A 25,517-nucleotide genomic window follows, 5' to 3' on the forward strand; every position below is an offset into this window, starting at 1 on the left:
GTGGGCACGACGACGCCGTAGAGGTGGGGTCGGCTGGACCGCAGCGGCCGCCCCGCCCCGAGGCTCCCGGTGTCCCATGAGCCTCGGTCCTGCCGCTCCCCCTGAGCAAGCGCTTGATGCGTGCGCTGTACGTGACGCGAAGCGCGCAGCACACGACCCGAAGAGCAAATTCAACCAATTGGTGTAGAAGGGTTGTATGAGACGAAAGCATGCTGGGTGGCCTGCGATACGAGATCGTCTCGCACGGCCACGGGGCGGGGGCCGGCTGGCCGACCGCAGCGTCGCAGCTCAGGTGTTCGCACTGCAATGCGTGATCATCGTGCTGCTCGTGGTGGGAGGAGCGGTGGCGCTGGTCCTGCAGACCCGTGCCGCGAACCTGCACCGCGCGGAAGACCGGTCCATGGCCAGTGCCGTCGCCGTCGCCCAGCTGCCGGACACCGCGAAAGGTCTGCTGTCACCGGACCCGACGTCGGCCCTCCAGCCCGTGGCCGAGCGCATGAGGAAGTCCGTGGGAGTCGACTTCATCGCCGTGCTGAACAGGGACGGGATCAGGTACACGGACGCCGTCCCCGGCCTCATCGGTCAGCGGGCGGCGGGCGACTTCGGCCGAGCGCTCCAGGGCCTGTCCTACACGGAGCACTTCAGCGGAGCGCCCCAGGACGCGGTGCGCGCGGTCGTACCCGTACGGGGGCCGGACGGCGAGGTGGTGGGGATCGTCACCGCAGGTGTGGAGGTCACGACCGTCTCGGCGACGTTGAACAGCGAACTGCCGCTCCTGCTGACAGGGGTGGCGGGGGCTTTCGTCCTGGCCACGGCCGCGGCGGGCGGGGTGGGCAGGCGGCTGAGCCGGCAGACGGGCGGGCTCGGACCGGTCGAGGTGACACGCATGTACGAGCACCACGACGCGGTGCTGCACACGGTGCGCGAGGGCGTGCTCGTCACCGACCGCGATCGGCGCCTGGTCCTCGCGAACGACGAGGCCAGACGGCTCCTGGCCCTCCCCGAGGGCATGGAGGGCCGTCACATCGACGAACTGGATCTCGAACACAGCATCCGGAACCTGCTGGCCTCGGACTTCGAAGCCGTCGACGAGGTGCATCCGGCGGGCGGCCGGCTGCTGAGCGTCAACCACCGTCACACCAGCCGTGACGGCGGGCCCCCCGGAGCCGTCACCACGTTCCGGGACGCCACCGAACTGCGCGCCCTGGCCGGCAGGGTCGAGGCCACGTCCCAGCGACTGGAGATGATCTACGACGCCAGCGCCCGGATCGGGAACACCCTCGACGTGACGCGTACCGCCGAGGAGCTGGCCGAGGTCGCGGTGCCACGGTTCGCGGACGTGGTCAGTGTCGACCTGCTCGACCCGGTCGTCGCAGGTGAGGAACCTCCTGCGGGCACCCGCCGCATCCTGCGCCGCGCCGCCATCCGCGGCGCGGCGCAGGAGCGGGCCGTGCACCCGGTCGGTTCCGCGGTGCCGGTGGACCCCACCGCACTCCAGGCACAGGGACTGCGCGACGGCAAGGCCGTCCTCGTGCCCGACCTGACCGCCGCCTCCGAGTGGCGGGGCATGAACCCCGTCTTCGCCGAACGCGTGCTGGGAGACGGGCTCGGGTCGCTGATCGCCGTGCCCATGCGAGCGCGCGGCACCGTGCTGGGCATCGCCAGTTTCTGGCGGCTCGGGGAGTTCCACCACGACGACGTGAGCTCCGCCGAGGAACTGGTCGCGCGGGCGGCGGTGTGCGTCGACAACGCCCGCCGTTACACCCGCGAGCACGCCCTGGCCGTCGCGTTGCAGCACAGTCTGCTGCCCGCGGAGCTCCCCGAGCAGAACGCCGTGCACGCCGCGTACCGCTATCTGCCCGCCGAAGCGGGCGTGGGCGGAGACTGGTTCGATGTCATCGCGCTGCCCGGCGCGCGCGTCGCCCTCGTCGTCGGCGACGTGGTCGGCCATGGTCTCCAGGCCGCCGCCACCATGGGGCGGCTGCGCACCGCCGTCCACAACTTCGCCGCGCTGGACCTGCCCCCCGACGAGCTGATCACGTACCTGGACGAGCTGGTCACCCGCCTCGACCAGGACGGTACGGCGGCCTCCGAGACCGCGCCCGTCACCGGCGCCACCATGTTGTACGCCGTCTACGACCCCGCCACAGGCCGCTGCCACATGGCGTGCGCGGGACATCCTCCGCCGGCCCGGATCCGTCCCGACGGCACGGTGGACCTGGTGCCCGTCCCTGCCAACCTCCCCCTCGGACTGGGCCATTCGCCCTTCGAGACGTACACCGCCGACCTGGCCGGCGGAACCCGGCTGGTCCTCTACACCGACGGCCTCGTCGAAAGCCGGGACCAGTCCATCGACACCGGGCTGGACCGGCTCACCGCGGTCCTCGCCGGCACCGGCCGCAGCTGCGAGCAGACGTGCACCGAAGTGCTCGACGCGCTCCTGCCCTCGCCCCAGCGCGACGACATCGCACTGCTGGTGGCCGAGACACGCCGGCTCGCACCGGACCGTGTCGCGCAGTGGGACATCACCGACGACCCCGCGGCCGTCGCACCCGCCCGCGCCGCCTGCGTGCGGCAGATGACCGCGTGGGACATCGGCGACGACCTGTTCGCCGCGGAACTCATCCTCAGCGAACTGATCACCAACGCCATCCGCTACGGCGACCCGCCGATCACCGTGCGCCTCCTGTACGACCGTTACCTGACGTGCGAGGTCTCCGACACCAGTCACAACGCACCGCATCTGCGCCATGCGGCCACGCTCGACGAGGGCGGCCGGGGCCTGTTCCTCATCGCCCAGCTCGCCGACCGCTGGGGAACCCGCTACACGCCCGACGGCAAGACCGTCTGGGCGGAACAGCTGCTCAGCACGGACCGCCACCCCACTCCGTGAGGCGCGGCAGCGGTCGGGGCGAGGGTTCCCGCCCCGGTCCGTGCGCGTCCGGCTGCCGGGCGAGACGCCACAGACCGCCCGCCGCGCTCGATGACATTCTCGTCGCCCTCTGTGACGGATCACGGCCGCAACGGCCGACCGCACGGCACCCGGACACCGTCAGGACGCAGCGCGGGCCGCCTCGACCAGTGCGTCGGCCGCGAGCAGTCCGAGCTTGTGGGAGGCGAGGGGGCTGTCGCCGGTGAGGAGCTTGCGGTCCTGGTGGGTCCGGCCGGTCATGTCGTCGTTGAGGACATTCAGCCCTTGCTTGCTCAACAGATCGGCGACGAGCCACCGCAGACGACCGGGAAGGTAGCCGATCTCGAGGTTCGGGCCCTCGTCGAGCGCGTCGGGGAAGACGCAGACGGAATAGCCCTTGAACGGTGATTCGCCCTTGCTCGACGCGGCCGCCAGCAGGGCGGCGGGCCCGTGGCACAGCGTGACGACGAACTTGTCGTTGCCCAAGGCCCAGTTGAGCGTCTCCCCCACCGCCTCGCTGCCCGGCAGACCGACCACGGCGCCGTGTCCGCCGGGGATGAAGACGGCGATGTAGTCCGAGTCGTCACCGAGGTCGTCGGCGACGACGTCGGACAGCTTCTTGGGCTGCTTGAGCTTCTCCTTGATGGCTTCGTACGTACCGACGACCGCCTCGTCCTCCCGGGGCATGGCCCACAGTTCGAGTTTCACCGGGTATCCGGTGAGCGTGGCGACGTCGACGTCGAAGCCGGCCTCCATCATGTGGTGCAACGGAAGGAGCATCTCGACGGGGTGATTTCCGGTGGAGAACATCTTTCCGTTCTCCAGCAGGACATATCTTTCCTCCGCCCCGATCATGAGTACCTTCCACTTTCCCTGGGTGTAGGCACCTTTGTGCTGCACTCCGTCGAAATCCGTCGTCGACGAGGTGTACTGGCTGAGCGAATACGGTGAAGGGAAGAACGCATTGTCCTCGGCCGCATCCGGAGTGGGTTCCCTGCTCAGATCTTCTGCTGACATGGCGACCTGCTTCCATCGCCGCCTGAACGTCTCGAAAGCCTTGTGCGCGGCGAGCGGCCGGGCGAGCACGAGCAGGCTGGCGGATTCGAGGGTTCCCGGCCAGCCTATCGCCAACGGATGCGCGCGGCAGGTCGGCTCGGTACGATCCGTTCGGCGCACGGAAAGCGTGTCGATTGACGTCCCGTCAGGCACATATGGGCGGTCGGTCGCCCATGACCTCCGTGAAAAGAAGTCCGAATTCCCCAGTAATCCGACCGCCCCGGTCCCGCACTCGATCATGCGGCCGGAGGGTGATGCTCGGCGGGCGCCCACGGCCCTTCGGTCATCCTTCAGTCCGGCGAGGGGATCCGATGAACGCGCCCACCTTCTCGTTGACTTCATGGGCGGCAAGGTGTTGCAGGCCGTGGTGGCCGGTGCCGGGCAGGACGCTCAGCTCGGCGTGGGGCAGGAGTCGTGCCGCGGCGGTCGCCACTCGGGAGGTGTCGTGCGCCCGGCTGCCGCCCGCGAGCAGGAGCAGCACGGGCGTACGCAGGTCTCGTACGGCCTCGGGGTCGGGGCGCGGGCCGGTGACCGGACGGGCCTTCTCGAACCCGGCCGCCGCCTCCTGGAGTGCCAGCCACGCCGGATCCAAGCGTGCGCCGCGGCTCTCCCAGCCCAGGAAGGAGCGGACGCGCGCGGGGGTCGGCGCGAGCAGCATCGGCAGTGCGTGCAGCAGGTACCCGGGCCGGTATCCGGTGAAGCAGCTCGTCGGATCGAGGAGCGCGAGGCGGTCGACGCGGGAAGAGGCGAGGGCGTGGTGCAGTGCGATCCAGGCGCCGTAGGAGTGGCCTGCCAGGGTGGTCCGTTCGAGTCCGAGCTCCTCGATCAGCGTGTCCAGCCAGCGGTTGAGGTCGGCGACGCTGCCGATCCGGCGGCCCCGCGCCACGGTGCTGCGGCCCACGTCGCCGATCAGATCGACGGCCAGAACACGGTGCGTGCGGGCCCATGCGGGGGCGTTGGCGAACCAACTGGCCGCACTGTCCCCGCCGCCCGGCAGCAGGATCAGCGGTGGGGCTCCTTGCGGGCCGAGGCAGTTGACCCGGGTGGTGCCGTAGGGAGTGGGGACGTCCAGGCGCTCGACGTCGGGGCCCCATCGGTCCAGGAGCTCGTCGTACGCGTCGAAGAACGTCTCGGACATCAGGTCTCCCCCGTCGTGCACAGTTCTCTCGCTCGGCGTTATTCTCGCTGAGCGAGATAATAAGGCGGATGCGGGTATGGGCGAGGGTGGGACCGGGATGGGAATCGTGCACCTGCTGCGCGAGGTGACCGTCGAACTGGCCCTGTTCCAGGGGGAGTTCGCGCGAACCAATGGCCTCCACACGACGGACGTACGCGCTCTGATCTGTCTGCTGGACGCGGAAAGAGCGGGCGCCCCTCTCACGCCGGGTGAGCTCGGCGCGCGGCTCGGCCTCCACTCGGCCGGCACCACCTCGGCGATCGACCGTCTCGAACGTGCCGGTCACGTGGAACGCGTGCGGGACGTCCACGACCGGCGTCGCGTGCGCCTCCAGGTCAGCGAGCAGGCCGTCGCCCTGGGCGAGCGGCACTTCGGTCCGCTGATCGCTCAGACACTGGACCTGCTCGGCACCTTCGACGACGGCGAAGTCGCCGCGGTGCGCCGGTTCCTGACCGGAGTGCGCGACGCGGCGAAGAGCCGGCACGCGTAGGCCGCGTTCCGTCGAGCGGCCTCCGGGGCGGAACGCGCGCCCCCTACGGGGCTGCTCGACTCGTGACCCGACGTACCGGGCTGCTCGACTCGTGACCCGACGTACCGGGCTGCTCGACTCGTGACGCGGTCCGCCGAGTTGGGTTGTGTCGATCGGCTGCTTGGGGGCATTCGGACTTCACTCGTTCTTCACACACTCGAATCGGAGATCCTCATGCTCGCGATAGGTGCGGCGGTCCTGTTCTTCATCTCGTTCCTCATCAATGCCGCAGACATCTCCACGAACGACACGTTCACGTCGACGAACATCATGCTCATCGGGCTCACGGTGCTCGCGCTGCACCTGGCCGGGGTCGGCACCGGCTGGTCCTCCCGCCGCCGGCGCTGACCGGCGTCGCCGCCGCGCCCGCCGGTTCACGCCGGACCGGGCGGCGTCGGCGTCCCGTTTCCTCAGACGAGTGCCGGCCAGGAGAGGCAATGACCAACACAGCCATGACCAACACGGACGAACTCACGGACACGCCCTCTCCCGAGCCGGGCACACCCGCCGCCCCGGACGACTTCGAGGAGCGCGCGGCACGGATACGACGGCGACTGGAGCGGCTGATCGGCATCGCCGCGACCGAGGGCAACGCGCTGCGCCCCTTGCGCAACGGCGACGAGATCTTCGCGGCCATGCTCGACCGCATCCGTTCCGCCGAGCACACGCTGGACATGATGACCTTCGTGTACTGGAAGGGCGACATCGCCCGGGAGTTCGCGATGGCCCTCGCGGAACGGGCCGAGGCGGGCCTGCGGGTGCGCCTGCTGCTGGACGGCTTCGGCAGCAGGCTCATCGACGAGGAGCTGCTGGAGGCCATGCGGCGAGCCGGAGTGCAGGTCGCGTGGTTCCGCAAGCCCTTGTACCTCTCGCCGCTGAAGCAGAACCACCGCTGCCACCGCAAGGTCCTCGTCGTCGACGAGCAGGTGGCCTTCACCGGCGGCGTCGGGATCGCCGAGGAGTGGTGCGGTGACGCCCGCAACGAGAACGAGTGGCGTGACACCCATGTCGAGGTGCGGGGCCCCGCGGTGGACGGTCTCGCCGCAGCGTTCGCGCAGAACTGGGCCGAATGCCACGACGAACTCTTCGACGAGCGCGACCGGTTCGTCGAGCACCGGCCGCACGGTGACGCCGTGGTGCAGGTGGTGCGCGGCTCGGCCAGTTTCGGCTGGCAGGACATGCAGACCTTGATCCGCGTGATGCTCCAGTCCGCGGAGGAGCGCTTCCGGCTGACCACCGCCTACTTCTCGCCGGACGCCTACTTCGTCGAACTGCTCTGCGCCGCCGCGCGACGCGGGGTGGAGGTGGAGATCGTGCTGCCCGGGCCCCACACCGACAAGCGGGTGTGCCAGTTGGCCGGTCAGCACTTCTACACCGACCTCACCGACAGCGGGGTGAAGATCTACCACTACCAGCCGACGATGATGCACACCAAGGTCATCACCGTCGACCGCACCGCGGCGCTGATCGGATCGACCAACTTCAACCGCCGGTCCTTCGACCACGACGAAGAGGTCATGCTCGCCGTCCTGGACCGGGAGTTCACGGCCACCCTCGACGCGCAGTTCGAAGAGGACCGGGAGGCCAGCGAGCTGATCCGCGCCGACCGGTGGAAGCGGCGCTCGCTCGTGCAGCGGGCCCGTGAGGCGGCCGTCGTACCCATCCGCCGCTTCCTGTGATCCACCACCCGCGTGGACCGGCGTCCGGCCGGTCCACCCGGGCACGGCGTCGGGGCCGGCCCGCCGACCCGCGTCCACCCGGCACGACCTCGGTACCCGCCCGCCGACGCCCGTCCACCCGGCACGGCCTCGGGGCCGCCCGCCGCACGCTCGCCCACCCGGCACGACGTCGAGGCCGACCCGGGTCGCACCGATCGGACCGGCGCGACATTAGTGTCGTCGGCATGACCGACAACACCCTGCGCTCAGTCGCCGTCGAGCGCACCAGCACCGGCCACTACACGGCGACGAACGCCCGCGGCGGCACGATCAGCTTCGGCACCGGCTCCGGTGAGCAGAGCGACACCGAATTCACCCCGGTCGAGCTGCTGCTCGCCGCGCTCGGGGGCTGCACGGCGGCGGATGTCGATGTCGCCACCAGCCGCCACGCGGAACCCGACCGGTTCGACATCACCGTGACCGGCCACAAGATCACTGACGAGCTGGGCAACCGGATGACCGACCTGCACGTCACCTTCTCGGTCACGTTCCCGGACGGCGAGCCCGGCGACCGGGCGCGCGCCATCCTGCCCCGGGCAGTGAAGGCCTCCCACGAACGGCTCTGCACGGTCAGCCGCACGATCGAGACGGGCACGCCGGTCACCACGACGGTGACGGACGTCTGACCCGCCCCTGACCGGGCCTCCCCGCGCCGGACGGCCGAAAGCCGCACGCTTCCGCGAGGAGCCGCATCCGCTCCCGGTGAAAGTCCGGAAGTTCCTTGGGCAGAGAAGTCCGAGGAATGCTCGCCCGAAGTCAGGGCGGGTCGGGTCGCAAGGGAGTTGGCTCGTCTTGAGGGAAGAGCCGGGGAGGGAGCCCCGCGCCGTGAACGACGCGCGGGCCGACCGGGAACCGCACCTGACCACCGGCGCGGAACGGGACCTCGCCGTGGAGCACTGGCTGTTGTCCGCTGCGGAGGACGTACGGCTGGCTCGCGCGCAGTGGCAGGAGTCGGGCGTCGCCCTGCTGCGCTGCAGCACGCTCTTCGGTGCCGTCCGCGTCGCCGGCGACGTGGTGCACTCCGCCGCCGGCACGAGTGACCCCGTCGAGGTGTCCGCCTTCCTGACGCGGATGTTGGAGGGCGGCCCCGTGGTGTTCGACAGGGCCTCCCGGCTCTACGCCGTGCTGGTGGGACCCAGCGTCGGCCGGCTCCGCGAGTGGGCGACGCTCCGTCACGCCGACGCGGAGTACGTCGGGCGGGGCCGCTGCCTCGCCGTCCCTCCGGTGACCGCGAAGAGCCCGGACGGATTTCGTGTCTACTGGTCCGTCCCGATGTCCAGCCCCGGCGAGCTCGCCCCCGTGGACGCCGTGTCCCGTCTCCTGGCCACCGGCAGACACCGGATGGCGCCCCAGGAGCGGCCCGGCCTCGAGTGACCGGCGATCACCGGCGGGCGGCGGAGCGCCGACGAGCCACTCCGGTCACCTGCCGGTCGAACTGCGAGGTCCCTACCGTCGGGGGCCACGGTCACGTACTCGTCGACTGCCGGCCCACGACGCGGACGAGCCAGATCACCACATCCACCTACGCCTGGCACGCCCCCTGATCGGGCCCGCTCCCCACGGGTGCCGCGTGCCACCGGCGCGCGGCACCCGGGCGGCCTCGACGGCGCCGCGGGCGGGCGGTCACCACCAACTGACCACCGCGTTCTGGTACTCCGGCGAGGCGACGAAGCCGGTCTCCGCGTCCTGATGGTTCAGTCCCGCCTTCAGACGACCCGTCCATCCGTCCCAGCCGGCCTGCTCCGGTTCGCGGCGCAGATAGTTCCGGTACAGGCCACGGGCGTACGCACGGCAGTACTCGTCGCTCAGCACGAAGCCTCGGGCGACCTCGTAGCGGGACATGCCGCCCTTCATCATGTCCTTCCAGTACCGGTAGCCGCCCGCGTCCGGCGGACGACGCAGCAGGCGTCGGTACAGCGAATCGATGAAGGCGTCGTCCGCCGGGTACTTGCCGCGGTACTCGGCGCTGTCCAGGAAGGCGACGATCGCGGACTGCCGGCCCAGACCGCCGGCCAGCTGCGTACGCCAGTGGTCGAGGCCGGCCGGCTCCGGCGCCCGGTCGAGGAGGGTGAAGTACAGGTCGGTGGCGATGCGCCCGGAGTTCTCCAGCGAGTAGAGGAACCCGCGGGCCACCTGCTCCGGGCTGCTGTTGGAGAACAGCTTGCGCACCCAGAAGTCCAGTCCTCCGTCGTCGAACCGGCGGCCGAGCACGTCGCGGTACAGGGAGGCGGCCCAGATGTGGCGCCGGTAGATCTGCCGCACACCCTCGCGGTCGTCCGCGGCGGGGGTGCTCGGCACCGGGTAGAAGGGGTTCATCGTGGAGTTCGGCACCGAGGTGTGGTTCAGGCCGAGCGAGTGACCGAACTCGTGGACGGCTACGTTGAACAGGTCGAAGCCGCCGGGACGGACGCCGTCCTGCCACTGCTCGTCCTCGTCGAAGTGCGCGTCCCCCGCGAGACTTCCGCCGTTGGGCGGTGGGAAGAACGCGTGGGCCAGGATGTTGCCGGGACCGTCGAACGGGGAGCCGTCGCCGTGACTGCCCCGGGCGAAGCGGATCTCGATGTCGGGCGCGCCGGTGGTCTCCTGGAACACGAGGGGGACGACGGCCGCCCAGCGCTCCCAGGCGGCACGGATGAGTGCCCGCTGCCGGTTCTGGTCGAAGTCCGGGCTCAGGTTGTTGATCCGGTAGGTGATCACCGCGTGGTCCCACACCGTGCCGAAGGCGACGAACTCGGCGACGCTCGTGAGGGACTTCCCGCTGCGGGGATCCTCGACGCCCTGCCGGTCGGGGAAGCCGCACCTGGGCTGCTCGAAGACCGTGCGGGTGGCCTCGTCGATGTCTCCGGTGGTCGCAAGCAGCGCCATCGCCTGGGAGGCCCGTACCGCGGCACGCCCGCTGTCGCTCTGCAACGGAACGTCCTCGGGCAGGTAGCCGAAGGCACGCAGGTAGTTCTCGGCGAGTTTGGCGTCACTCGCGGACGCACCTACGAGTGAGCGGTTCGGGTCTGGTCCACTCCGTGCGGTCACGGCACTCCTCGGGACGGTCCGGGCAAAGGCCCGGAAGCTGGCGGACAGCGAGACCGACCGGCGTCGGGGAGGTTCGAGCGGTGATGCCGGTGCTCGTCAGCCCGTGGGTGCTGGGATGTTCCGCCCGGCCGGGGGACGCCGTCCATGGCAGCCGCGAACAAGGCGCCCCTCCGCTTGTGGCCGGCGCGGCTGGTGAGCAGGGCGGGCACGGCGACCTGCGGAAAGGGGAGTTGGGCCGACAAGACCGAGTGGATCCCGGATACGCAGTCTGCGGCGCGCGCCCACCTCACGGTGACGCAGGCGTGCAGACCACTGCCTCTGACACGGCCTCCCCCAGCGGTCCGAGGCGCACGCCTGCCTGCGCATCCAGGGGTGTGTCCACGGCCGGACGGGCGACCGAGATCCCCCCGGCGGCGCCGCCGACCCACCGCACCATCACACAACGCATCTCTGCGACTACTATCAGTTGCCACAACGGTCGTGGAAGGAAGTCGCGATGAACCTCGCAGATCTGCCGACGGACCACAGATTCGTCATCGAACTCGGGCGGTTCCCAGTGGAGACGGTGCAGCGCGTGACGGGTGCGGACTTCGACCAGGCCCTCGCGGCGAGCCCGTGCGCGACACCGGTGGGGGCCGGCGTGGCGCGCGAGGAGACGGGGCCGCGCCACGGCGAAGTGACCGTCGTCCGGGGTTCGGACAAGAGCCCGGCGTTCACCGACTGGGTCGACAAGACGCTCGTCGACCAGTCTCTCGGATCGGCACGGCAGGACGTCACGCTCGTCGAGCTGGACGCCGACAAGAACCACGTCCGGCGCATCAAGTTGTCCAACGCCTGGGCTGCGCAGTGGACCACTCCGTCGTTCCAGTCGGGTGGCGGTCCGGCGATGGAGCAGGTGACGATCGCGTTCGAGCAGGCAAGCGTGGAGTAGCGCGCGGTGGATCACGCAGGAGGGCACGGACCTGCGGACGTGCTGTCGGCCACCTCGGCGGCCAGCGCCTCGGCCGCGTCGAGCGTCGCGGAGAGGGAGTCCGTACCCGTGCCCAGGGCGGCGAACAACCCCTGCGCACGCGCCGTGAAGCCCGCGGGGGCGGCGGGGAGTTCACCCGCGGCCCGGACCGCGTCCTTCTCGTTGAGCAGCCAGCGGCCCGCGTGCGCGTGCAGGGCGTGCACGAGCACTCCGACCGCGCGGAAGAGACACCCCGCGACGTAGAAGACGTCGCCGCGGACGGCCCCCTTGCGGGCGTTCTCCAGGATGAACGGCGCCTCCCATGCGGCGGGGGCGATCAGCGCCGCGCGCAGCGGCTCCGGGTAGCGGCAGGTCTCGCCCCGCAGGACGCGCAGTTCGCCGGCCGGGTCCGCGAGGACGTGGCCGAGGGCCAACTCGCCGACGTAGGCGTGGGAGTAGACGCCCAGCGGGTGACCGGGCTGAGTGCCCACCTCGACCTGTCCCCGCCGGCACTGGTCCCAGATCCGGTGCACCCGGTCCAGGTCACGGTAGATCCAGTCGACACGGTGGCCGTCCACGGTCAGCCATGCTCCGCCGTCCACCCACGGCCCCCAGCCGCCCGGCTCGGTCACCTCGACCGTTTCGCCGGTCAGCTCGGACGCGAGGCGGCGCAGGGCCCCGGTGTCCAGGGGCGGCCGGTAGTAAAGGCCCAGGTCGTAGTCGGAGTCGGGGTGGTGGGTCCCCCTCGCCCGACTGCCGCCCAGGGCCACGCCGACGACACCTTCGACGCCGGCCAGCCGGTCGGCGATCTCCTGCAGACGTTCCACATCCCGGAGTGTGCCGAATCGCGGCACCGGCTGCGACCGGATTACGGGCGCACCAGCGGCCGGGGTGACCTGCCCGGACCCGTGATGCCCCCAGGTTGGTGGCGCCCCCGTTCGCGGTGCCCTCGATTCGTGAGGGCCCGATGGCGCGGCCGCCGGGTCACCGCACCGTCGGACTGGGCGCCGGGGAGCGCGTGTTGACGTTCAGGTCGGGCCGGGGGGTGAGGACGACGACGGGCGAGCCGGGCGGCGGCGCGGGCGGCGTGACCTGGCTGGCGGGCAGCTTCGGCGGCGAGGACTGCTGGAAGTTGACCTGGTCGAAGTTGACCATGCCGGTCTTCTCCAGCACCGTGATGTGGTCGAGGACCGTGTCGTTGGCCAGGTCGGCGAGCTCGCGCACCAGGCTGTTCTGCGTGCTGGCACGGATCTTGGCGATGGCCGGAAAGATCTGACCGTGGGTGACACGCATGATGTTGGCGGCCGTGGTGTCGAACTGCTTGCCCGACTGCGCCGCCGAGGTCTGTACGAACTGCTGCTGCTGCGGTGTCGCCTGGTTGGGCAGAGTGATGTTCAGTTCGGGTGCGATCTTGCGGCACAGGGCGTCGAGCCCCGCATGCCCCACGATGAGATGCTTGCCCGCCTCCCTCATCTCCGGTGTCGAGCCCTTCTTCAGGGCGATCTCCCCGAGGGGGTACTCCCACAGACCGGCCGAGCGCACCTTGACGACGAAGTCGCGGTCGGCCTCGGTGAGCGGGCCGTAGCGGGTGTTGGCGATGACCCGGGTCTGCGAGGTCGTCGTGTTCTGCACCCCCAGCATGGCGGGATAGGCAAGTGCCGAGACGGTAAGACCCAGCGCACCGACGATGAACACGGTTCCGGCTTTGCGGGGCAAGGGCACGGGGCCTCCAGGCGTGAGCGACTCGTATGCCAGGAGATACGGACGCATCGGCCGCCCTGATCATCACGTCGGGTAAAACTTGCACGCATCACGACGTGACGTGCGTCACATCGACTCCGCGTCTGTCGGTACACATGCCCTGGCCGCGGCTCGCGCACCACCCCGAGACCGGCAAGCCGGCGTGCTGCACGGGCGGTCACGGGTCCACAGGCCGGTTTCCCGGAGCCCGTTCGGGGGGAGGCTGATGCGATCCCGGTATCCGTACGACCGCCTCGGTTCCCACGGCGCCCGCGGAGCGCAGCTCGACGGTTCCCCCGGACCGCCGCACGGTCTGCGAGACGATCGCGAGTCCGAGGCCGCTGCCCGGCAGGCCTCGTGCGGTCGGCGACCGCCAGAAGCGGTCGAAGACGTGCGGGAGTTCGTCGGGAGGGATACCCGCTCCCTCGTCCCGCACCGTGAGCCGGCCGGACCCGAGCGACACACTGACCTTTCCTCCCTCCGGTGAGAACTTGACGGCGTTGTCGAGCAGGTTGACCACGGCTCGTTCCAGAGAGGCCGGTTCGGCCAGGACGTACCACTCGTCCATGGTGCTCTCGAACTCCAGATGCTTGCCGCGGCGCCTGGCCCGCTCCAGGGCTCGCTCCGCCACGTGGTGGAGCGCCACCACTTCCAAAGGTCCGTTCCCCCGGACGGAATCGGGGCGGGAGAGCTCCTGCAGATCGCCGACGAGGCCCGCCAGCTCGCCGATCTGGGATCCGATGGACGTGAGCAGGTCCAGCCTGGCCTCCGCCGGTATCCGGCGCCCCGTCCTCTCACTGCGGATGAGCAACTCTATGTTCGTGCGCAGCGATGTCAGCGGGGTGCGCAACTCGTGACCGGCGTCGGCGATCAACTGCTGCTGACGCGTGCGGGACGTGGCCAGGGCTTCCGTCATCGAGTTGAACGCCTCCGACAGGCGGGCGATCTCGTCGCCTCCCTCGGCGGGGATACGCACCGTCAGATCATCCGTGTGAGCGATGTGTTCGGCGGTCGCGGTGAGTGCCTTGACGGGGCGCAGCCCGGTGCGGGCGACACCGGCGCCCGCCGTGGCCGCGCCGACGATGCCCACGCCGGCCACGCCCAGCAGGATCAGGGCGAGCCTGCCCAAGGGTTCGTTCACCGTGTCCAGGGGCTGGGCGATGGACACCGCGAAGTCCCCCGCCGCCCTGGGCATGTCGGGACGCGAGGTCGCGACGCGCATCGAGTCCCCCTTCTCCGACACTGCGTCGTGGAGCACCGTGCCTCGCAGGCCGCGGAGCACGGCCAGGTCCTCGTCGGTGACTTCGATCGGCGTGCTGCCTGGCGCGGCGCAGACGGAACCGTCCGCGGTGATCACCTGCACCGTGTACGACGTCGGTGTCTGGTCACTTGTGCCTGGCGTCGGCCGCTCGACACCGCAGGTGCCCAGCAGGGCCTGGACGTACCGGGGCGAGGCCTGGACGCTGCGCAGGTTCGAGTCGAGTTGGCCGGTGAGCTGCTGACGGGTGACCAGCCAGGCGGAGACGGCCGCCGTGCTGACGGCCACGGCGACCGCGGCGGCGGCGAGCAGGCCGAGTCGGACACGCAGCGAGAAATACCTGTGCCGCCTGGTCAACGACGTCCCCCCAGCAGTCGTGTCACCCGCAGCGGCCGGAACGTCGGCGCGGCAGGCCGCGACAGGAGTCCCGGACCCGCCCCGCTCTCCCTGTTCGCCGGGCCGGAAGTATGCATCGGGAAGATGAGAGGCGTCTGAACGGCAACGCGTGCACCGCAACGCGGCGCCAGGACGTCCCTGTTCGGTCGGGGTGCGCGATGGCGCCGGACGTATTCCAGTGGCCACTCCCCTGTGCGCTCCCTACGCTCAGGCCATGGCTCACGCGAAGACCTCGTACGTCTGCCTTCCGTGCCGGGCGTCGTACAAGCAGCCCTACGACCGGGAGCGGTGGCGGCTCTGCCCGCGCTGTGCCGGGCCGTTGATCCATGCCGGGTCGGCGTTCGCCGCTCCCCGGCGGCGTGACACCGCCGCGTGGCGCACGCTCTCGGTGCTGCTGAACGCGGGCGGTTTCCACAAGAGCTGCTGCGGCGGTCCCGGTTACCGGCCTCGGACGCTCCGCGAGGTCCGCGCACGGCTGAAGTACGCCGAACGCACCGGCGAGCCCGCGTCCAGGGCACTCGTGCGGTACGAACTGCCGTGACCGTCGGCCCCGGCATCAGCCGGGGGGGGGGAGTCGACGGACGCGCGCACCGAAACCGGCAGCGGCAGCGGACGCCAAACTCCGTTGAGATGTGCCCCTTCGTCGGGGAGAGTCAGCGGTCATGGAGTACTTCTGTTATCACCGCGACCGGCCAGGCTCCTTGGCGCTCCGAGACGAGCTGCTCGAGGCGCACTGGTCCTACATGGACCAGTACGCGAAGGAGATGATCGCCCGCGGTCCGACACTCGCCGACGACGGTGACACGCCCACCGGCAGCGTGCACATCCTCGACCTGCCGGACTCCGCCGCCGCCCGCGCGTTCGCCCTGGACGAGCCCAACTACCAGGCCGGCGCCTACCGGGACGTGCTGCTGCGCAGATGGCGCAACATGCTGGGGCGCACCATGTGGGAGTTCCCCGGCGGCCGTACCGAGGGTAACCGGTACTTGGTCATCGGCCTCGGCCTCGCCCCGGGGCAGGCCGCCGACCTGACCGTCCCGGACGACCGGGACGAACTGATCGCGTACGGGCCGCTGTTGGCCGACGACGGGACCACCTGGCTCGGGACGGCGGCGCTGGTCCGCGCGCCGGACCCGGGTGCGGCACGCGCAGTCCTGACCCCGGGCCGGTATGCCGACATCGAGGTCCACAACTGGGTCTTCGGCGGACGGCCGACCGCCGAGGGCTGACGGTATGTCAAGTCTTCGTCCGAACCCGTCCTGTGGGCCGGGTGATTGCGCACATCGCGGCTCAGGGGGCAGCCATGGGAGCGGCCCCCGGGCCCGTGCCCGACGCACGGCGGACGGTCGGGCCGAGAAAGCGGCGTCGCCGGAGACTGTGCACGAAGTGCTTCTCCGGCGGCTCCGTGATCCGAGCTCGACGCGACATCAAGAGCCCCGAAGAGCAACGTCGTCGAACATACGGCCGGGGGTGAAGAATTCGGCCCTCTCGACATGCTTCGAGGCGTTTCCGCGTACGGCGCGAGCCCTTGTCATGGACGAACACGGCCGCGTATAACGTTGGAAAACCCGGCGTGAAGCCTTCCGGGCACGCCGGGATCCCGCTTGCGGGCGCGCATGCGGCTCGTGAACCGGGCCGCTGCCCGGATGCGGAGGGAGCATCGTGCGGGTGAGCCTCAAGGACGTCGCGCTGCACGCGGGCGTCTCCATCAAGACGGTCTCCAACGTGGTCAACGACCATCCGCACGTGACCCCCGCCATGCGGACACGCGTGCAGAGGTCCATCGACGAACTCGGCTACCGCCCCAACCTCACCGCCCGGCACCTGCGCAAGGGCCGCACGGGGATCATGGCCCTCGCCCTGCCCGAACTGGGCAATCCCTACTTCGCGGAGCTGGCCACCGAGATCATCGACGCGGCGGCCGGACACGAGTACACGGTGCTGCTGGACCACACCCGCGGCCGGCGTGACCAGGAGATCCTGGTCAGTCAGGGCTTTCGTACCCGCGTCATCGACGGGCTCATCCTCAGTCCCATCGAGCTGGAGGCGGAGGATCTCAGCGAACGGGCCGAGGCGGTCCCCCTGGTGCTGCTCGGGGAGCGGGAGTACCCACTGCCGTACGACCACATCGCGATCGACAACGTGGCCGCCGCCCGTCAGGCGATGCGGCACCTGATCTCCCTGGGACGGCGGGACATCGCCTTCCTCGGAGCACGCCGGGGACGCAGTCAGCCGGCCCACCTCAGACTGCGCGGCTGGCGCGAGGAGTTGGACGCCGCAGGGCTCGTCGCCGACCCCCGGCTGGTGGGAGCCACGGACGGCTGGGGGCACGCCGACGGGGCCGCGGCCATGGCCCGCATCCTGGATGCCGGCCTCCAGCCGGACGCGGTGTTCGCCTACAACGACCTCATCGCGCTCGGCGCCATGCGGGTGCTGTCCGAGCGGGGGCTGCGAATTCCGCAGGACGTCGCCGTCGTCGGTTTCGACAACGTGGTCGAGGGGCACTACGGGGCGATCACCCTGACCTCCGTCTCGCCCGACAAGCCGGCCATCGCCAGAATGGCCGTGGAAGCCGTACTGGCCCGGCTGAGTGGAGAACAGCACGAGGCGCGGCGGATCCACGCCGGGTACTCGCTGGTGTGCCGGGAAAGCACCCTCGGCCGCCGCTGAGACCATGCCCCGCCGACGCAGCGGACCTGCACGGCACACCTTCCAACGATGCAAGCGTGCCGGGCACCACCCTGAACACCTGCACCCGGCAGGCGTCCCGGGATCACCCGCACTCCAGCCAATTGCCGTGCGGGAAAGCCGAGTTCTGTCCATCGCGCCGCGCAGGGCCCCTGATCTGCCCGTTCGGCGGACCGGGCGGACACCCGACCTTCCGCGGCGGAAACGCTTTGGTGCACCGACCCTTTACACGCTTCTTCCAACGATGTAAAACCCTGGTGCAGACCAGGCCCGCGCCTCAGCCGGCCCGCACCACCCCGCACCAGGCACCTCATCGAGGCCCCGACTCACGGGTGATCACCCTCACCCACTCGACCTTTGCTCCTGTCATGCAACCGTCATCAAGTTCACCCGGAACGGGGTTCCCCATGACGCACCGCGCCCGCACCGACCGCCGGATCCGCACCCGCCCCGTGCTCGCCCTGTGCACGGCCGCACTCGTCCTCTCCGCAGCCGCTTGCGCCAAGTCCGAGGAAGACAACTCCGCGAAGAACGAGAGCACGTCCGCCTCCGCGGGCGACGGCGGACAGCAGGTCGCCTCTCCCGCGGCGGACTCGGAGACCTGCACCGTCGCCGACTACGGCGGGAAGAATCTGGACCTCAAGAACGCCACCGTCGGCTTCTCCCAGTCCGAGAAGGAAGCGAACCCCTTCCGCATCGCCGAGACGCAGTCCATCAAGGACGAGGCGAAGAAGCGGGGCGTCAAGCTGCTGACGGCCAACGCCCAGTCGCAGTTCTCCAAGCAGATCAGCGACGTGCAGGATCNAATCGACCGCAAGATCAATGCGACCGCGTGCAAGGACTACGTCTCCTTCATCGCCTCCGACTTCGTCGAGCAGGGCAAGCGCGCCGCCGACCAGATGATCGAGGCGACCGGCGGCAAGGGCGAGGTGGCCATCCTGCTCGGCGCGGCCGGCAACAACGTCACCACCGAGCGCACCAAGGGCTTCAAGGACCAGATCGCCAAGAAGGCGCCCGGCCTGAAGGTCGTCTTCGAGCAGACCGGCGACTTCACCCGCGAGAAGGGCCAGCAGGTCACCGAGCAGCTCATCCAGTCCAAGCCCGGCATCAAGGGAATCTACGCCGAGAACGACGAGATGGGTCTCGGCGCGGTCGCCGCGCTGAAGGGCGCGGGCAAGAAGGCCGGGCAGATCGAGATCGTCACCGTCGACGGCACCCGCAACGCCGTCCAGGCGATCAAGGACGGGTGGATCCAGGGCGTCATCGAGTCCAACCCGCGCTTCGGCCCGCTGGCCCTCAAGACCCTGGACGAGTTCACCCAGGGCAAGCCGGTCGCCCAGGACATCATCATCCAGGACAAGGCCTACGACACCGCGAACGCGGCGCAGAACATCGGCCTGGCCTACTGACGACGACGGGGAGGCCGCGACACCGCGGCCTCCCCCGCCCCTGCCGAACCGCCTACACCACCCACACCACCTGGACCACCTGGACCACCTGGACCACCTGGACCACCTGGACCACCAAGCACCAAGCACCAAGCACCAAGCACCAAGCACCAACGGCACGACACCGCACCGTGGTTCGCACCGGTCGGCCGCGGGCGTTCACCCGCCCGCGGCCGGTCTCCTCCCCCACCCACGGAAGGCTCCCCCATGCCCCTCGACAGACGCCGGTTCATCGGTCTGGCCTCGCTCACCGTCCTCACCACCACCGGACCCGCGGCCGTCGCGGCGGCCTCCGGCCGCCCCTCGCCGTCGGCCCTGGCACCGGCACCCGGCGGCCTCCACCATCCCAACGCCGCGCCCCTGCACCCCTCGGCACTGCTCCGGCTGCCGGTGACCGCCGTACGGCCGCGCGGCTGGCTGGCGGGTCAGTTGCGGCTCCAACTGGACGGCCTGTGCGGCCGGTACGACGAGATCTCCCACTTCCTCGACCGGTCGGCGTCGGGATGGACGCACCCTGACCGCGGCGGTTGGGAGGAAGTGCCCTACTGGCTGCGCGGGTTCGTCGACCTCGCGATCGTGACCGGCGACGCCGACGCCCTCGCCCGGGCCGGCCGCTGGATCGAGGCGATCGTCGGCACCGCCCGCCCCGACGGCTTCTTCGGCCCCGAGCCGCTGCGGACCTCACTGGACGGCGGCCCCGACTTCTGGCCGTTCCTGCCCCTCCTCCAAGCGCTGCGCTCCTGGCAGGAGTACACGAGCGACGGCCGCATCGTCCCCTTCCTCACGGCCTTTCTGCGGTACATGCACGCGCAGGGGACGTCCGCCTTCGACCGCAGCTGGGTGTCGTACCGCTGGGGCGACGGCATCGATACGGCCGTGTGGTTGTACAACCGCACCGGGGACGCGTTCCTGCTCGACCTGATCGACACCATGCACGAACGCGGAGCCGACTGGACCGGCCCGCTCCCGAGCGGTCACAACGTCAACATCGCCCAGGGATTCCGCGAGCCCGCGCAGTACGCGGCCCGCTCCGGGTCCGCCGACGACGTCCGCGCCGCCTACCGCACGTACGACTCGGTCATGGGGCTCTACGGCCAGTTCCCCGGCGGCGGGTTCGCCGGCGACGAGAACGTCCGCCCCGGGTTCACCGACCCCCGCCAGGGTTTCGAGACCTGCGGGATCGTCGAGTTGATGGCCAGTCACGAACTGCTCACCCGCCTCACCGGGGACCCTGTGTGGGCCGACCGCTGCGAGGACCTGGCGTTCAACGCGCTGCCGGCCGCGCTCGACCCGCAGGGCCGGGCCGTCCACTACATCACCAGCGCCAACTGCGTCGACCTCGACAACCGGCCCAAGACGCGAGCCCAGTTCCAGAACGGCTTCGCGATGCAGTCGTACCGTCCGGGCGTCGACCAGTACCGGTGCTGTCCGCACAACTACGGCATGGGCTGGCCCTGGTTCACCCAGGAACTGTGGACGGCGACGCCCGACCGCGGACTGTGCGCCACCCTGTACGCGCCGTGCGAGGTCACCGCCGAGGTCGCCGACTCCGTGCGGGTCCGTGTACGCGAGGAGACCGACTACCCGTTCGGGGACACCATCACGCTCACCGTGTCCCTCCCCGCAGCCACCGCCTTCCCGCTCCTGCTCCGTGTCCCCGGCTGGTGCCCGAACCCGAGTGTGACCGTCAACGGGCAGTCGGCGGGCTCCGTTTCGCCCGGTCCGGCGTTCGTGCGACTGAACCGCACCTGGCGCGACGGCGACGTGGTGCGGCTGCGCCTTCCCCAGCGCATCACGGCGCGCACCTGGGAGCGCAACGGGCGGTCCGTCAGCATCGACCGCGGACCTTTGACGTACGCCCTGCGCATCGGCGAGGACCAGGTCCGCACCGGCGGCAGCGACACCTTCCCCGAGTACGACGTGCACGCCACCACCCCCTGGAACTACGGGCTGGCCACCACTGCCGCCGACCCCACGGCGGGTCTCACGTTCGCCTCCCTCGGCGGTGACCTCCCGGACAATCCGTTCACCCAGGCCTCCGTGCCCCACCGGATCACGGCCCCCGCACGCCGCATCCCCGAATGGCGCGCGGACGACCAGCACGTGGTCGAACCCCTCCAGCCGAGTCCGGCGCTGAGCACCGAGCCCGTGGAGACGGTGACCCTGATCCCGCTCGGTGCGGCGCGCCTGCGGATCTCCGCCTTTCCGCTCGCCTCACCGTCCGGGACCCGGTGGACCACGGGCGGCGCCTGCTTCCGGCTGCTCAACCGCCGCAGCGGCAAGGTGCTCGGAGTCGACGGCATGTCCCACGAAGACAGCGCCCAGGTCGTCCAGTTCACCGACAACGGCACGGCGGACCACTTGTGGCAGCTGGTCGCCGACGGTGACCGGTATCTCGTCCGCAACGCCAACTCCGGCAAGGTCCTCGGCGTGGACCGGATGTCCCACGCCGACGACGCACGGGTCGTGCAGTTCGCGGACAATGGCACCGCCGACCACCAATGGCAGCTCGTGGACGCGGGCGACGGCTGGTACCGCCTGCGCAACCGCGAGAGCGACAAGGTGCTCGGCGTCCTCGGGGGCTCCACCGCGGACAGCGCGCCCGCCGTCCAGCGCTCCGACGACGGCGCCGACGACCGTCTCTGGCGACTGTTGCCGGACGGACCGCTCCGGATCGAGAACCGCAACTCGGGAAAGGTGCTGGCCGTCAGCGGCATGTCCCGCGAAGACAGCGCACGGGTCGTGCAGTTCGCGGACAACGGCACCGCCGACCACCTGTGGACCTTCCTGCCGGACGACGCGGGCTGGTACCGCATCCGCAACGAGAACTCGGGCAAGGTCCTCGGCGTCGACGGCATGTCCCACGAGGACAGCGCCCAGGTCGTCCAGTTCACCGACAACGGCACCGCCGACCACCAGTGGCGCCCGGAACACGACGGCGACGGGTTCTTCCGTATCCGCAACCGCAACAGCGGCAAGGTCCTCGGCGTCCATCTGATGTCCCGCGAAGACAGCGCCCGGGTCGTGCAGTTCACGGACAACGGCACCACCGACCACCAGTGGCGCCTGCTGTAACGCGCCCGGGCCCGACAGGACCGGGGCTCCTCCCCACACCCGCAAGGAGCACTCATGGCTTCCTTACCGCAGCCACGACGCAGACGGACACTGCGCGACACCGCTGCCGCCTTCGTGTCCCTGGTCCTGCTGTGTACCGCGGCGCTGACCGCCGCGGCCAGCACGGCCGAGGCGGCGACTGCCTGGACGCCCAAACCGGCGCCCATGACGACACCGTGGACCGGCCAGGTGCCGAAGGACAACCCGCTGCCGGAGTATCCGCGCCCCCAGCTGACCCGCCCGGACTGGGCGAACCTCAACGGCATCTGGGACTTCGCGGTGACCTCCGCGGACGCCGGGCAGCCCACCAGTTGGCCCGACCAGATCCGGGTGCCGTTCGTCGCGGAGTCCGCGCTCTCCGGCATCCAGCGCAAGATCACCCAGAGCGACAAGCTCTGGTACCGACGTGCCTTCACCGTCCCCGCCGGGTGGAACGGACGTCGTGTTCAGCTCAACTTCGGTGCCAGTGACTGGCGTACGACAGTCTGGGTCAACGGCCGGCAGGCCGGTGCCCAGCACGACGGCGGGTACGACGCGTTCTCGTACGACATCACCGATCTGCTCACCAGCGGGACGAACACCGTCGTCGTATCCGTATGGGACCCGACCCAGACCGGCGACCAGGCGGTCGGCAAGCAACGCATCAACGACGTGACCCCGCACGCGGGCGGCGGCATCTTCTACACGGCCGCCTCCGGCATCTGGCAGACGGTCTGGCTGGAACCGACGGCCACCGCGCACATCACGCGCCTGGACATGGTTCCCGACCTGACGAACAACACCCTGAAGGTCACGGTGCGCGGTGACGGGGTCGGCGGGCAGACCGCACGGGTCACCGTCTCCACGGGCGGCACCACGGTCGGCACCGCGACGGGGCCGGTCGGCAGCCAGTTCACCGTCTCCGTGCCGAACCCGCGCCTGTGGACTCCCGACGACCCGTTCCTGTACGACGTCAAGGCCGACCTGCTGTCCGGCTCGTCGGTCGTGGACACGGCCGGCAGCTACACCGGCATGCGCTCCATCGGCCTGGCCAGGGTCGGCAACGTGCTGCGACCCGTCCTCAACGGAAAGTTCGTCTTCCAGACCGGCACCCTCGACCAGGGGTACTGGCCCGACGGCATCTACACCGCGCCCACCGACTCGGCACTGAAGTACGACCTCCAGAAGCACAAGGACCTGGGCTTCAACATGGTCCGCAAACACATCAAGGTCGAACCGCAGCGATGGTTCTACTGGGCCGACAAGCTCGGTCTGCTGGTGTGGCAGGACATGCCGGCGATGGACCTGCGCACCCCGAGCAGCGCCGCCCGCACCCAGTGGGAGAGCGAGTTCCACCGCATCGTCGACCAGCACCGCAGCTCCCCGTCCCTGGTGATGTGGGTCGACCAGAACGAGGGCTGGGGCCAGTACGACCAGGCCCGCATCGCGAACGACGTGAAGGCCTACGACCCGTCCCGGCTGGTGGACAACATGAGCGGGATCAACTGCTGCGGCGCCGTCGACGGAGGAAACGGCGACGTCGTCGACCACCATGTCTACGTGGGCCCCGGCGTCACCTCGCCGACCGCGACCCGCGCGGCCGTCCTCGGTGAGTACGGCGGGCTCGGCTACAAGGTGTCCGGCCACGAGTGGTACCCCGGCGGCGGGTTCAGCTACGAGGACCAGGCAAGCACCGCGAGACTCGATGACCGGCTCATCGGGCTGCTGGACGCGATCCGGCTCCAGCAGATGCCCGCGGGCCTGTCGGCCTCCGTCTACACCGAGATCACCGACGTCGAGAACGAGGCCAACGGCCTGATGACGTACGACCGCCAGGTGGTCAAGGTCGACGAGGCACGCGTCAAGGCCGCCAATCAGGCACTGGTCGACGCCTCCAGGAACCCGGCCCCACCCGTGACCCTGCCCACCGGGGTCTACAAGTCCCTGCGTGTCACCACACCGGGCTACACCAACCGCTACGTGCGGCACAAGGACAGCCTCGGCTACACCGAGGTCGTCGACTCCGGCAGCCCCGATCTGCTGAAGAACGACGCCACCTGGAAGATCGTCCCGGGTCTCGCGGACTCCACCTGCTACTCCTTCGAGTCGCGCAACTACCCGGGCGAGTACCTGCGGCACCGCGAATTCCGGGTCCGGAAGGACCCCGGTGACGGATCCGCGCTCTTCAAGTCCGACGCCACCTGGTGCGCGGTGCAAGGGAGCGGGGGCGTGCGGCTGATGGCGTCCAACTTCCCCGGCCAGTACCTGAGGCACATCGGCGCCGAACTGTGGCTGGCCACACCGGGCGGCGCGCACGCCTGGGACAACCCGGCGTCCTTCACCGAGGACACCACATGGTCCGTGGAGAACCCTTGGGCCCCATGACCGGCGTCCGCCCCCCCGTTACCGTCTTCATGGCTCCGCAATGGGGCTCCGGCCTTCGGGTCCGGCATGACTTCCCCCTCCTGTTGTTGATGATCCGGGGGGTGGTGTCACCGGGCCCGGAGGCATCGACGGACCGCTGATGAGGGGCTTGAGCACCGGCTTCACCCGAGCCGGAAGGGCTCTCCGTAACGTGGATGTGGCAGCTCGATGCCATGCCAGGGCCGGACGAAAGCGTGACGGAGAGGCCTGCACGTGATCGACACCGGCGACATCGACGTCTTCCTCGGCCTGGACGTCGGAAAGGGCGAACACCACGCCACCGCCGTCACCCCGACCGGGAAGAAGGCGTTCGACAAGCGGCTGCCCAACACCGAACCCAAGCTCCGCGAGCTGTTCGCAAAGCTGCAGGCCAAGCACGGGACGGTGCTGGTCGTGGTCGACCAGCCAGCCTCGATCGGGGCCCTGCCGCTGGCCGTTGCAAGGGACATGGGCTGCCCCGTGGCCTACCTTCCCGGCCTGACGATGCGACGGATCGCCGACCTCTACCCGGGCGAGGCCAAGACGGACGCGAAGGACGCGTTCATCATCGCCGACGCGGCCCGCGCGATGCCCCACACGCTGCGGGCGATCGACGGCGAGGACGAGACGATCGCCGAACTGGAGATGATCGTCGGGTTCGACGACGACCTCGCCGGCGAGGCCACCAGGGTCGCGAACCGGCTCCACGGCCTGCTGACCCAGATCCACCCTTCGCTGGAACGGGTGCTGGGTCCACGGCTGCAGCACCCGGCGGTGCTGGCCCTGCTGGAGCGGTTCGGTTCACCGGCCCAGATCCGCAAGGCCGGACAGCGCCGCCTGGTCACGCTGTTACGGCCGAAGGCCCCGCGGATGACCGAGCGGCTGGTCGAGGAGCTCTTCACCGCCCTGGACGAGCAGACCGTCACCGTTCCGGGCACCGAGGCAGCCGCGCTGATCGTCCCGAGCCTGGCCGGATCCCTGACCGCAGTCCTTGACCAGCGCAAACTGCTGGCCGGGCGGATCGAGGAACTGCTGGAGGCTCACCCTCTAATGCAGTGCGGAGCGGATGCCTCGGGTCCTTCTGACCGATGAGGTCCCCTTGAAGACTGGCACCGATTCCGCAG

At 70.2% G+C, this 25,517-nt stretch carries 19 protein-coding genes and 1 pseudogene; 14 read left to right on the forward strand and 6 right to left on the reverse strand.

Going from position 1 to position 25,517, the window contains the following annotated elements; genetic code table 11:
- Positions 1–292: 292 nt before the first annotated feature.
- Positions 293–2,893, forward strand: a complete 2,601-nt coding sequence (locus ABEB03_RS29775; RefSeq protein WP_345655987.1) for a SpoIIE family protein phosphatase — start codon at positions 293–295, stop codon at positions 2,891–2,893.
- A 159-nt stretch (positions 2,894–3,052) separates the two neighbouring features.
- Here ABEB03_RS29775 and hchA read toward each other — a convergent pair whose 3' ends face one another.
- Both hchA and ABEB03_RS29785 read right to left on the reverse strand, forming a co-directional pair.
- The gene (hchA, locus tag ABEB03_RS29780; protein WP_345655989.1) at positions 3,053–3,928 is read right to left on the reverse strand and encodes a glyoxalase III HchA; all 876 of its coding nucleotides are present in this window, start codon (positions 3,926–3,928) and stop codon (positions 3,053–3,055) included.
- A gap of 322 nt (positions 3,929–4,250) precedes the next feature.
- On the reverse strand, positions 4,251–5,105 hold the full coding sequence (locus tag ABEB03_RS29785; RefSeq protein WP_345655991.1) for an alpha/beta fold hydrolase: 855 nt from the start codon (positions 5,103–5,105) through the stop codon (positions 4,251–4,253).
- A gap of 97 nt (positions 5,106–5,202) precedes the next feature.
- On the opposite strand from ABEB03_RS29785, the gene ABEB03_RS29790 reads away from it, so the two are divergent.
- The 5 genes from ABEB03_RS29790 to ABEB03_RS29810 all read left to right on the forward strand — a co-directional run bounded on the left by ABEB03_RS29790 (position 5,203) and on the right by ABEB03_RS29810 (position 8,765).
- A complete protein-coding gene (locus ABEB03_RS29790) occupies positions 5,203–5,634 on the forward strand; it encodes a MarR family winged helix-turn-helix transcriptional regulator (protein WP_345655993.1) in 432 nt (143 codons plus the stop codon).
- 213 nt (positions 5,635–5,847) lie between these two features.
- Positions 5,848–6,021, forward strand: a complete 174-nt coding sequence (locus ABEB03_RS29795) for a hypothetical protein (protein WP_199791355.1) — start codon at positions 5,848–5,850, stop codon at positions 6,019–6,021.
- Between the two features lie 104 nt (positions 6,022–6,125).
- Positions 6,126–7,352, forward strand: a complete 1,227-nt coding sequence (locus ABEB03_RS29800; RefSeq protein ID WP_345656014.1) for a phospholipase D-like domain-containing protein — start codon at positions 6,126–6,128, stop codon at positions 7,350–7,352.
- A 224-nt stretch (positions 7,353–7,576) separates the two neighbouring features.
- On the forward strand, positions 7,577–8,017 hold the full coding sequence (locus tag ABEB03_RS29805) for an OsmC family protein (protein WP_345655996.1): 441 nt from the start codon (positions 7,577–7,579) through the stop codon (positions 8,015–8,017).
- 199 nt (positions 8,018–8,216) lie between these two features.
- Positions 8,217–8,765, forward strand: coding sequence for a hypothetical protein (locus ABEB03_RS29810; protein ID WP_345655998.1), 549 nt, complete (start codon positions 8,217–8,219; stop codon positions 8,763–8,765).
- Between the two features lie 249 nt (positions 8,766–9,014).
- Here the strand turns inward: ABEB03_RS29810 and ABEB03_RS29815 are convergent, their stop codons facing one another.
- Positions 9,015–10,418 carry a matrixin family metalloprotease gene (locus ABEB03_RS29815; RefSeq protein ID WP_345656000.1) on the reverse strand — a complete coding sequence of 468 codons (1,404 nt, stop codon included), beginning with the start codon at positions 10,416–10,418 and terminating at the stop codon, positions 9,015–9,017.
- A 496-nt stretch (positions 10,419–10,914) separates the two neighbouring features.
- Between ABEB03_RS29815 and ABEB03_RS29820 the strand changes: the two genes are divergently transcribed.
- On the forward strand, positions 10,915–11,349 hold the full coding sequence (locus ABEB03_RS29820; RefSeq protein ID WP_345656001.1) for a phage tail protein: 435 nt from the start codon (positions 10,915–10,917) through the stop codon (positions 11,347–11,349).
- A gap of 11 nt (positions 11,350–11,360) precedes the next feature.
- Here ABEB03_RS29820 and ABEB03_RS29825 read toward each other — a convergent pair whose 3' ends face one another.
- The 3 genes from ABEB03_RS29825 to ABEB03_RS29835 all read right to left on the reverse strand — a co-directional run bounded on the left by ABEB03_RS29825 (position 11,361) and on the right by ABEB03_RS29835 (position 14,722).
- On the reverse strand, positions 11,361–12,194 hold the full coding sequence (locus ABEB03_RS29825) for a nucleotidyltransferase domain-containing protein (protein WP_345656002.1): 834 nt from the start codon (positions 12,192–12,194) through the stop codon (positions 11,361–11,363).
- 157 nt (positions 12,195–12,351) lie between these two features.
- Entirely contained in the window at positions 12,352–13,089 is a 738-nt protein-coding gene (locus ABEB03_RS29830) for a DUF4142 domain-containing protein (protein ID WP_345656003.1), read from the reverse strand.
- Between the two features lie 196 nt (positions 13,090–13,285).
- Entirely contained in the window at positions 13,286–14,722 is a 1,437-nt protein-coding gene (locus ABEB03_RS29835) for a sensor histidine kinase (protein ID WP_345656004.1), read from the reverse strand.
- 253 nt (positions 14,723–14,975) lie between these two features.
- Here ABEB03_RS29835 and ABEB03_RS29840 point away from each other — a divergent pair, with 253 nt between their 5' ends.
- From ABEB03_RS29840 to ABEB03_RS29870, 7 genes and pseudogenes are all read left to right on the forward strand, one after another.
- Complete coding sequence (locus ABEB03_RS29840) at positions 14,976–15,302, forward strand: deoxyxylulose-5-phosphate synthase (protein WP_345656005.1); 327 nt, start codon at positions 14,976–14,978, stop codon at positions 15,300–15,302.
- A 121-nt stretch (positions 15,303–15,423) separates the two neighbouring features.
- Positions 15,424–15,990 carry a YciI family protein gene (locus tag ABEB03_RS29845; RefSeq protein ID WP_345656006.1) on the forward strand — a complete coding sequence of 189 codons (567 nt, stop codon included), beginning with the start codon at positions 15,424–15,426 and terminating at the stop codon, positions 15,988–15,990.
- Positions 15,991–16,423: 433 nt separating this feature from the next.
- Positions 16,424–17,431 carry a LacI family DNA-binding transcriptional regulator gene (locus ABEB03_RS29850; protein WP_345656007.1) on the forward strand — a complete coding sequence of 336 codons (1,008 nt, stop codon included), beginning with the start codon at positions 16,424–16,426 and terminating at the stop codon, positions 17,429–17,431.
- Between the two features lie 425 nt (positions 17,432–17,856).
- Positions 17,857–18,858, forward strand: coding sequence for a substrate-binding domain-containing protein (locus tag ABEB03_RS29855; protein ID WP_345656008.1), 1,002 nt, complete (start codon positions 17,857–17,859; stop codon positions 18,856–18,858).
- Positions 18,859–19,104: 246 nt separating this feature from the next.
- Complete coding sequence (locus ABEB03_RS29860; protein WP_345656009.1) at positions 19,105–21,972, forward strand: RICIN domain-containing protein; 2,868 nt, start codon at positions 19,105–19,107, stop codon at positions 21,970–21,972.
- Between the two features lie 54 nt (positions 21,973–22,026).
- Positions 22,027–24,375: an AbfB domain-containing protein gene (locus ABEB03_RS29865; protein WP_345656010.1), complete on the forward strand. Its 2,349-nt coding sequence runs from the start codon at positions 22,027–22,029 to the stop codon at positions 24,373–24,375.
- Between the two features lie 252 nt (positions 24,376–24,627).
- Positions 24,628–25,443 (forward strand): annotated as a pseudogene (locus ABEB03_RS29870) (IS110 family transposase); the annotation flags it as partial.
- Between the last annotated feature and the right edge of the window lie 74 nt (positions 25,444–25,517).

This window comes from Streptomyces siamensis (genome assembly GCF_039543605.1).
In the GTDB taxonomy this organism is placed as follows: Bacteria; Actinomycetota; Actinomycetes; order Streptomycetales; family Streptomycetaceae; genus Streptomyces; species Streptomyces siamensis.

What these genes read in the sequence shown, in the direction of transcription:
- hchA (WP_345655989.1), bottom strand. Translation starts at nt 3,928, where the DNA reads ATGTCAGCAGAAGATCTGAGCAGGGAACCCACTCCGGATGCGGCCGAG.
- ABEB03_RS29785 (WP_345655991.1), bottom strand. Translation starts at nt 5,105, where the DNA reads ATGTCCGAGACGTTCTTCGACGCGTACGACGAGCTCCTGGACCGATGG.
- ABEB03_RS29790 (WP_345655993.1), top strand. Translation starts at nt 5,203, where the DNA reads ATGGGAATCGTGCACCTGCTGCGCGAGGTGACCGTCGAACTGGCCCTG.
- ABEB03_RS29795 (WP_199791355.1), top strand. Translation starts at nt 5,848, where the DNA reads ATGCTCGCGATAGGTGCGGCGGTCCTGTTCTTCATCTCGTTCCTCATC.
- ABEB03_RS29800 (WP_345656014.1), top strand. Translation starts at nt 6,126, where the DNA reads ATGACCAACACGGACGAACTCACGGACACGCCCTCTCCCGAGCCGGGC.
- ABEB03_RS29805 (WP_345655996.1), top strand. Translation starts at nt 7,577, where the DNA reads ATGACCGACAACACCCTGCGCTCAGTCGCCGTCGAGCGCACCAGCACC.
- ABEB03_RS29820 (WP_345656001.1), top strand. Translation starts at nt 10,915, where the DNA reads ATGAACCTCGCAGATCTGCCGACGGACCACAGATTCGTCATCGAACTC.
- ABEB03_RS29840 (WP_345656005.1), top strand. Translation starts at nt 14,976, where the DNA reads ATGGCTCACGCGAAGACCTCGTACGTCTGCCTTCCGTGCCGGGCGTCG.
- ABEB03_RS29845 (WP_345656006.1), top strand. Translation starts at nt 15,424, where the DNA reads ATGGAGTACTTCTGTTATCACCGCGACCGGCCAGGCTCCTTGGCGCTC.
- ABEB03_RS29860 (WP_345656009.1), top strand. Translation starts at nt 19,105, where the DNA reads ATGCCCCTCGACAGACGCCGGTTCATCGGTCTGGCCTCGCTCACCGTC.
- ABEB03_RS29865 (WP_345656010.1), top strand. Translation starts at nt 22,027, where the DNA reads ATGGCTTCCTTACCGCAGCCACGACGCAGACGGACACTGCGCGACACC.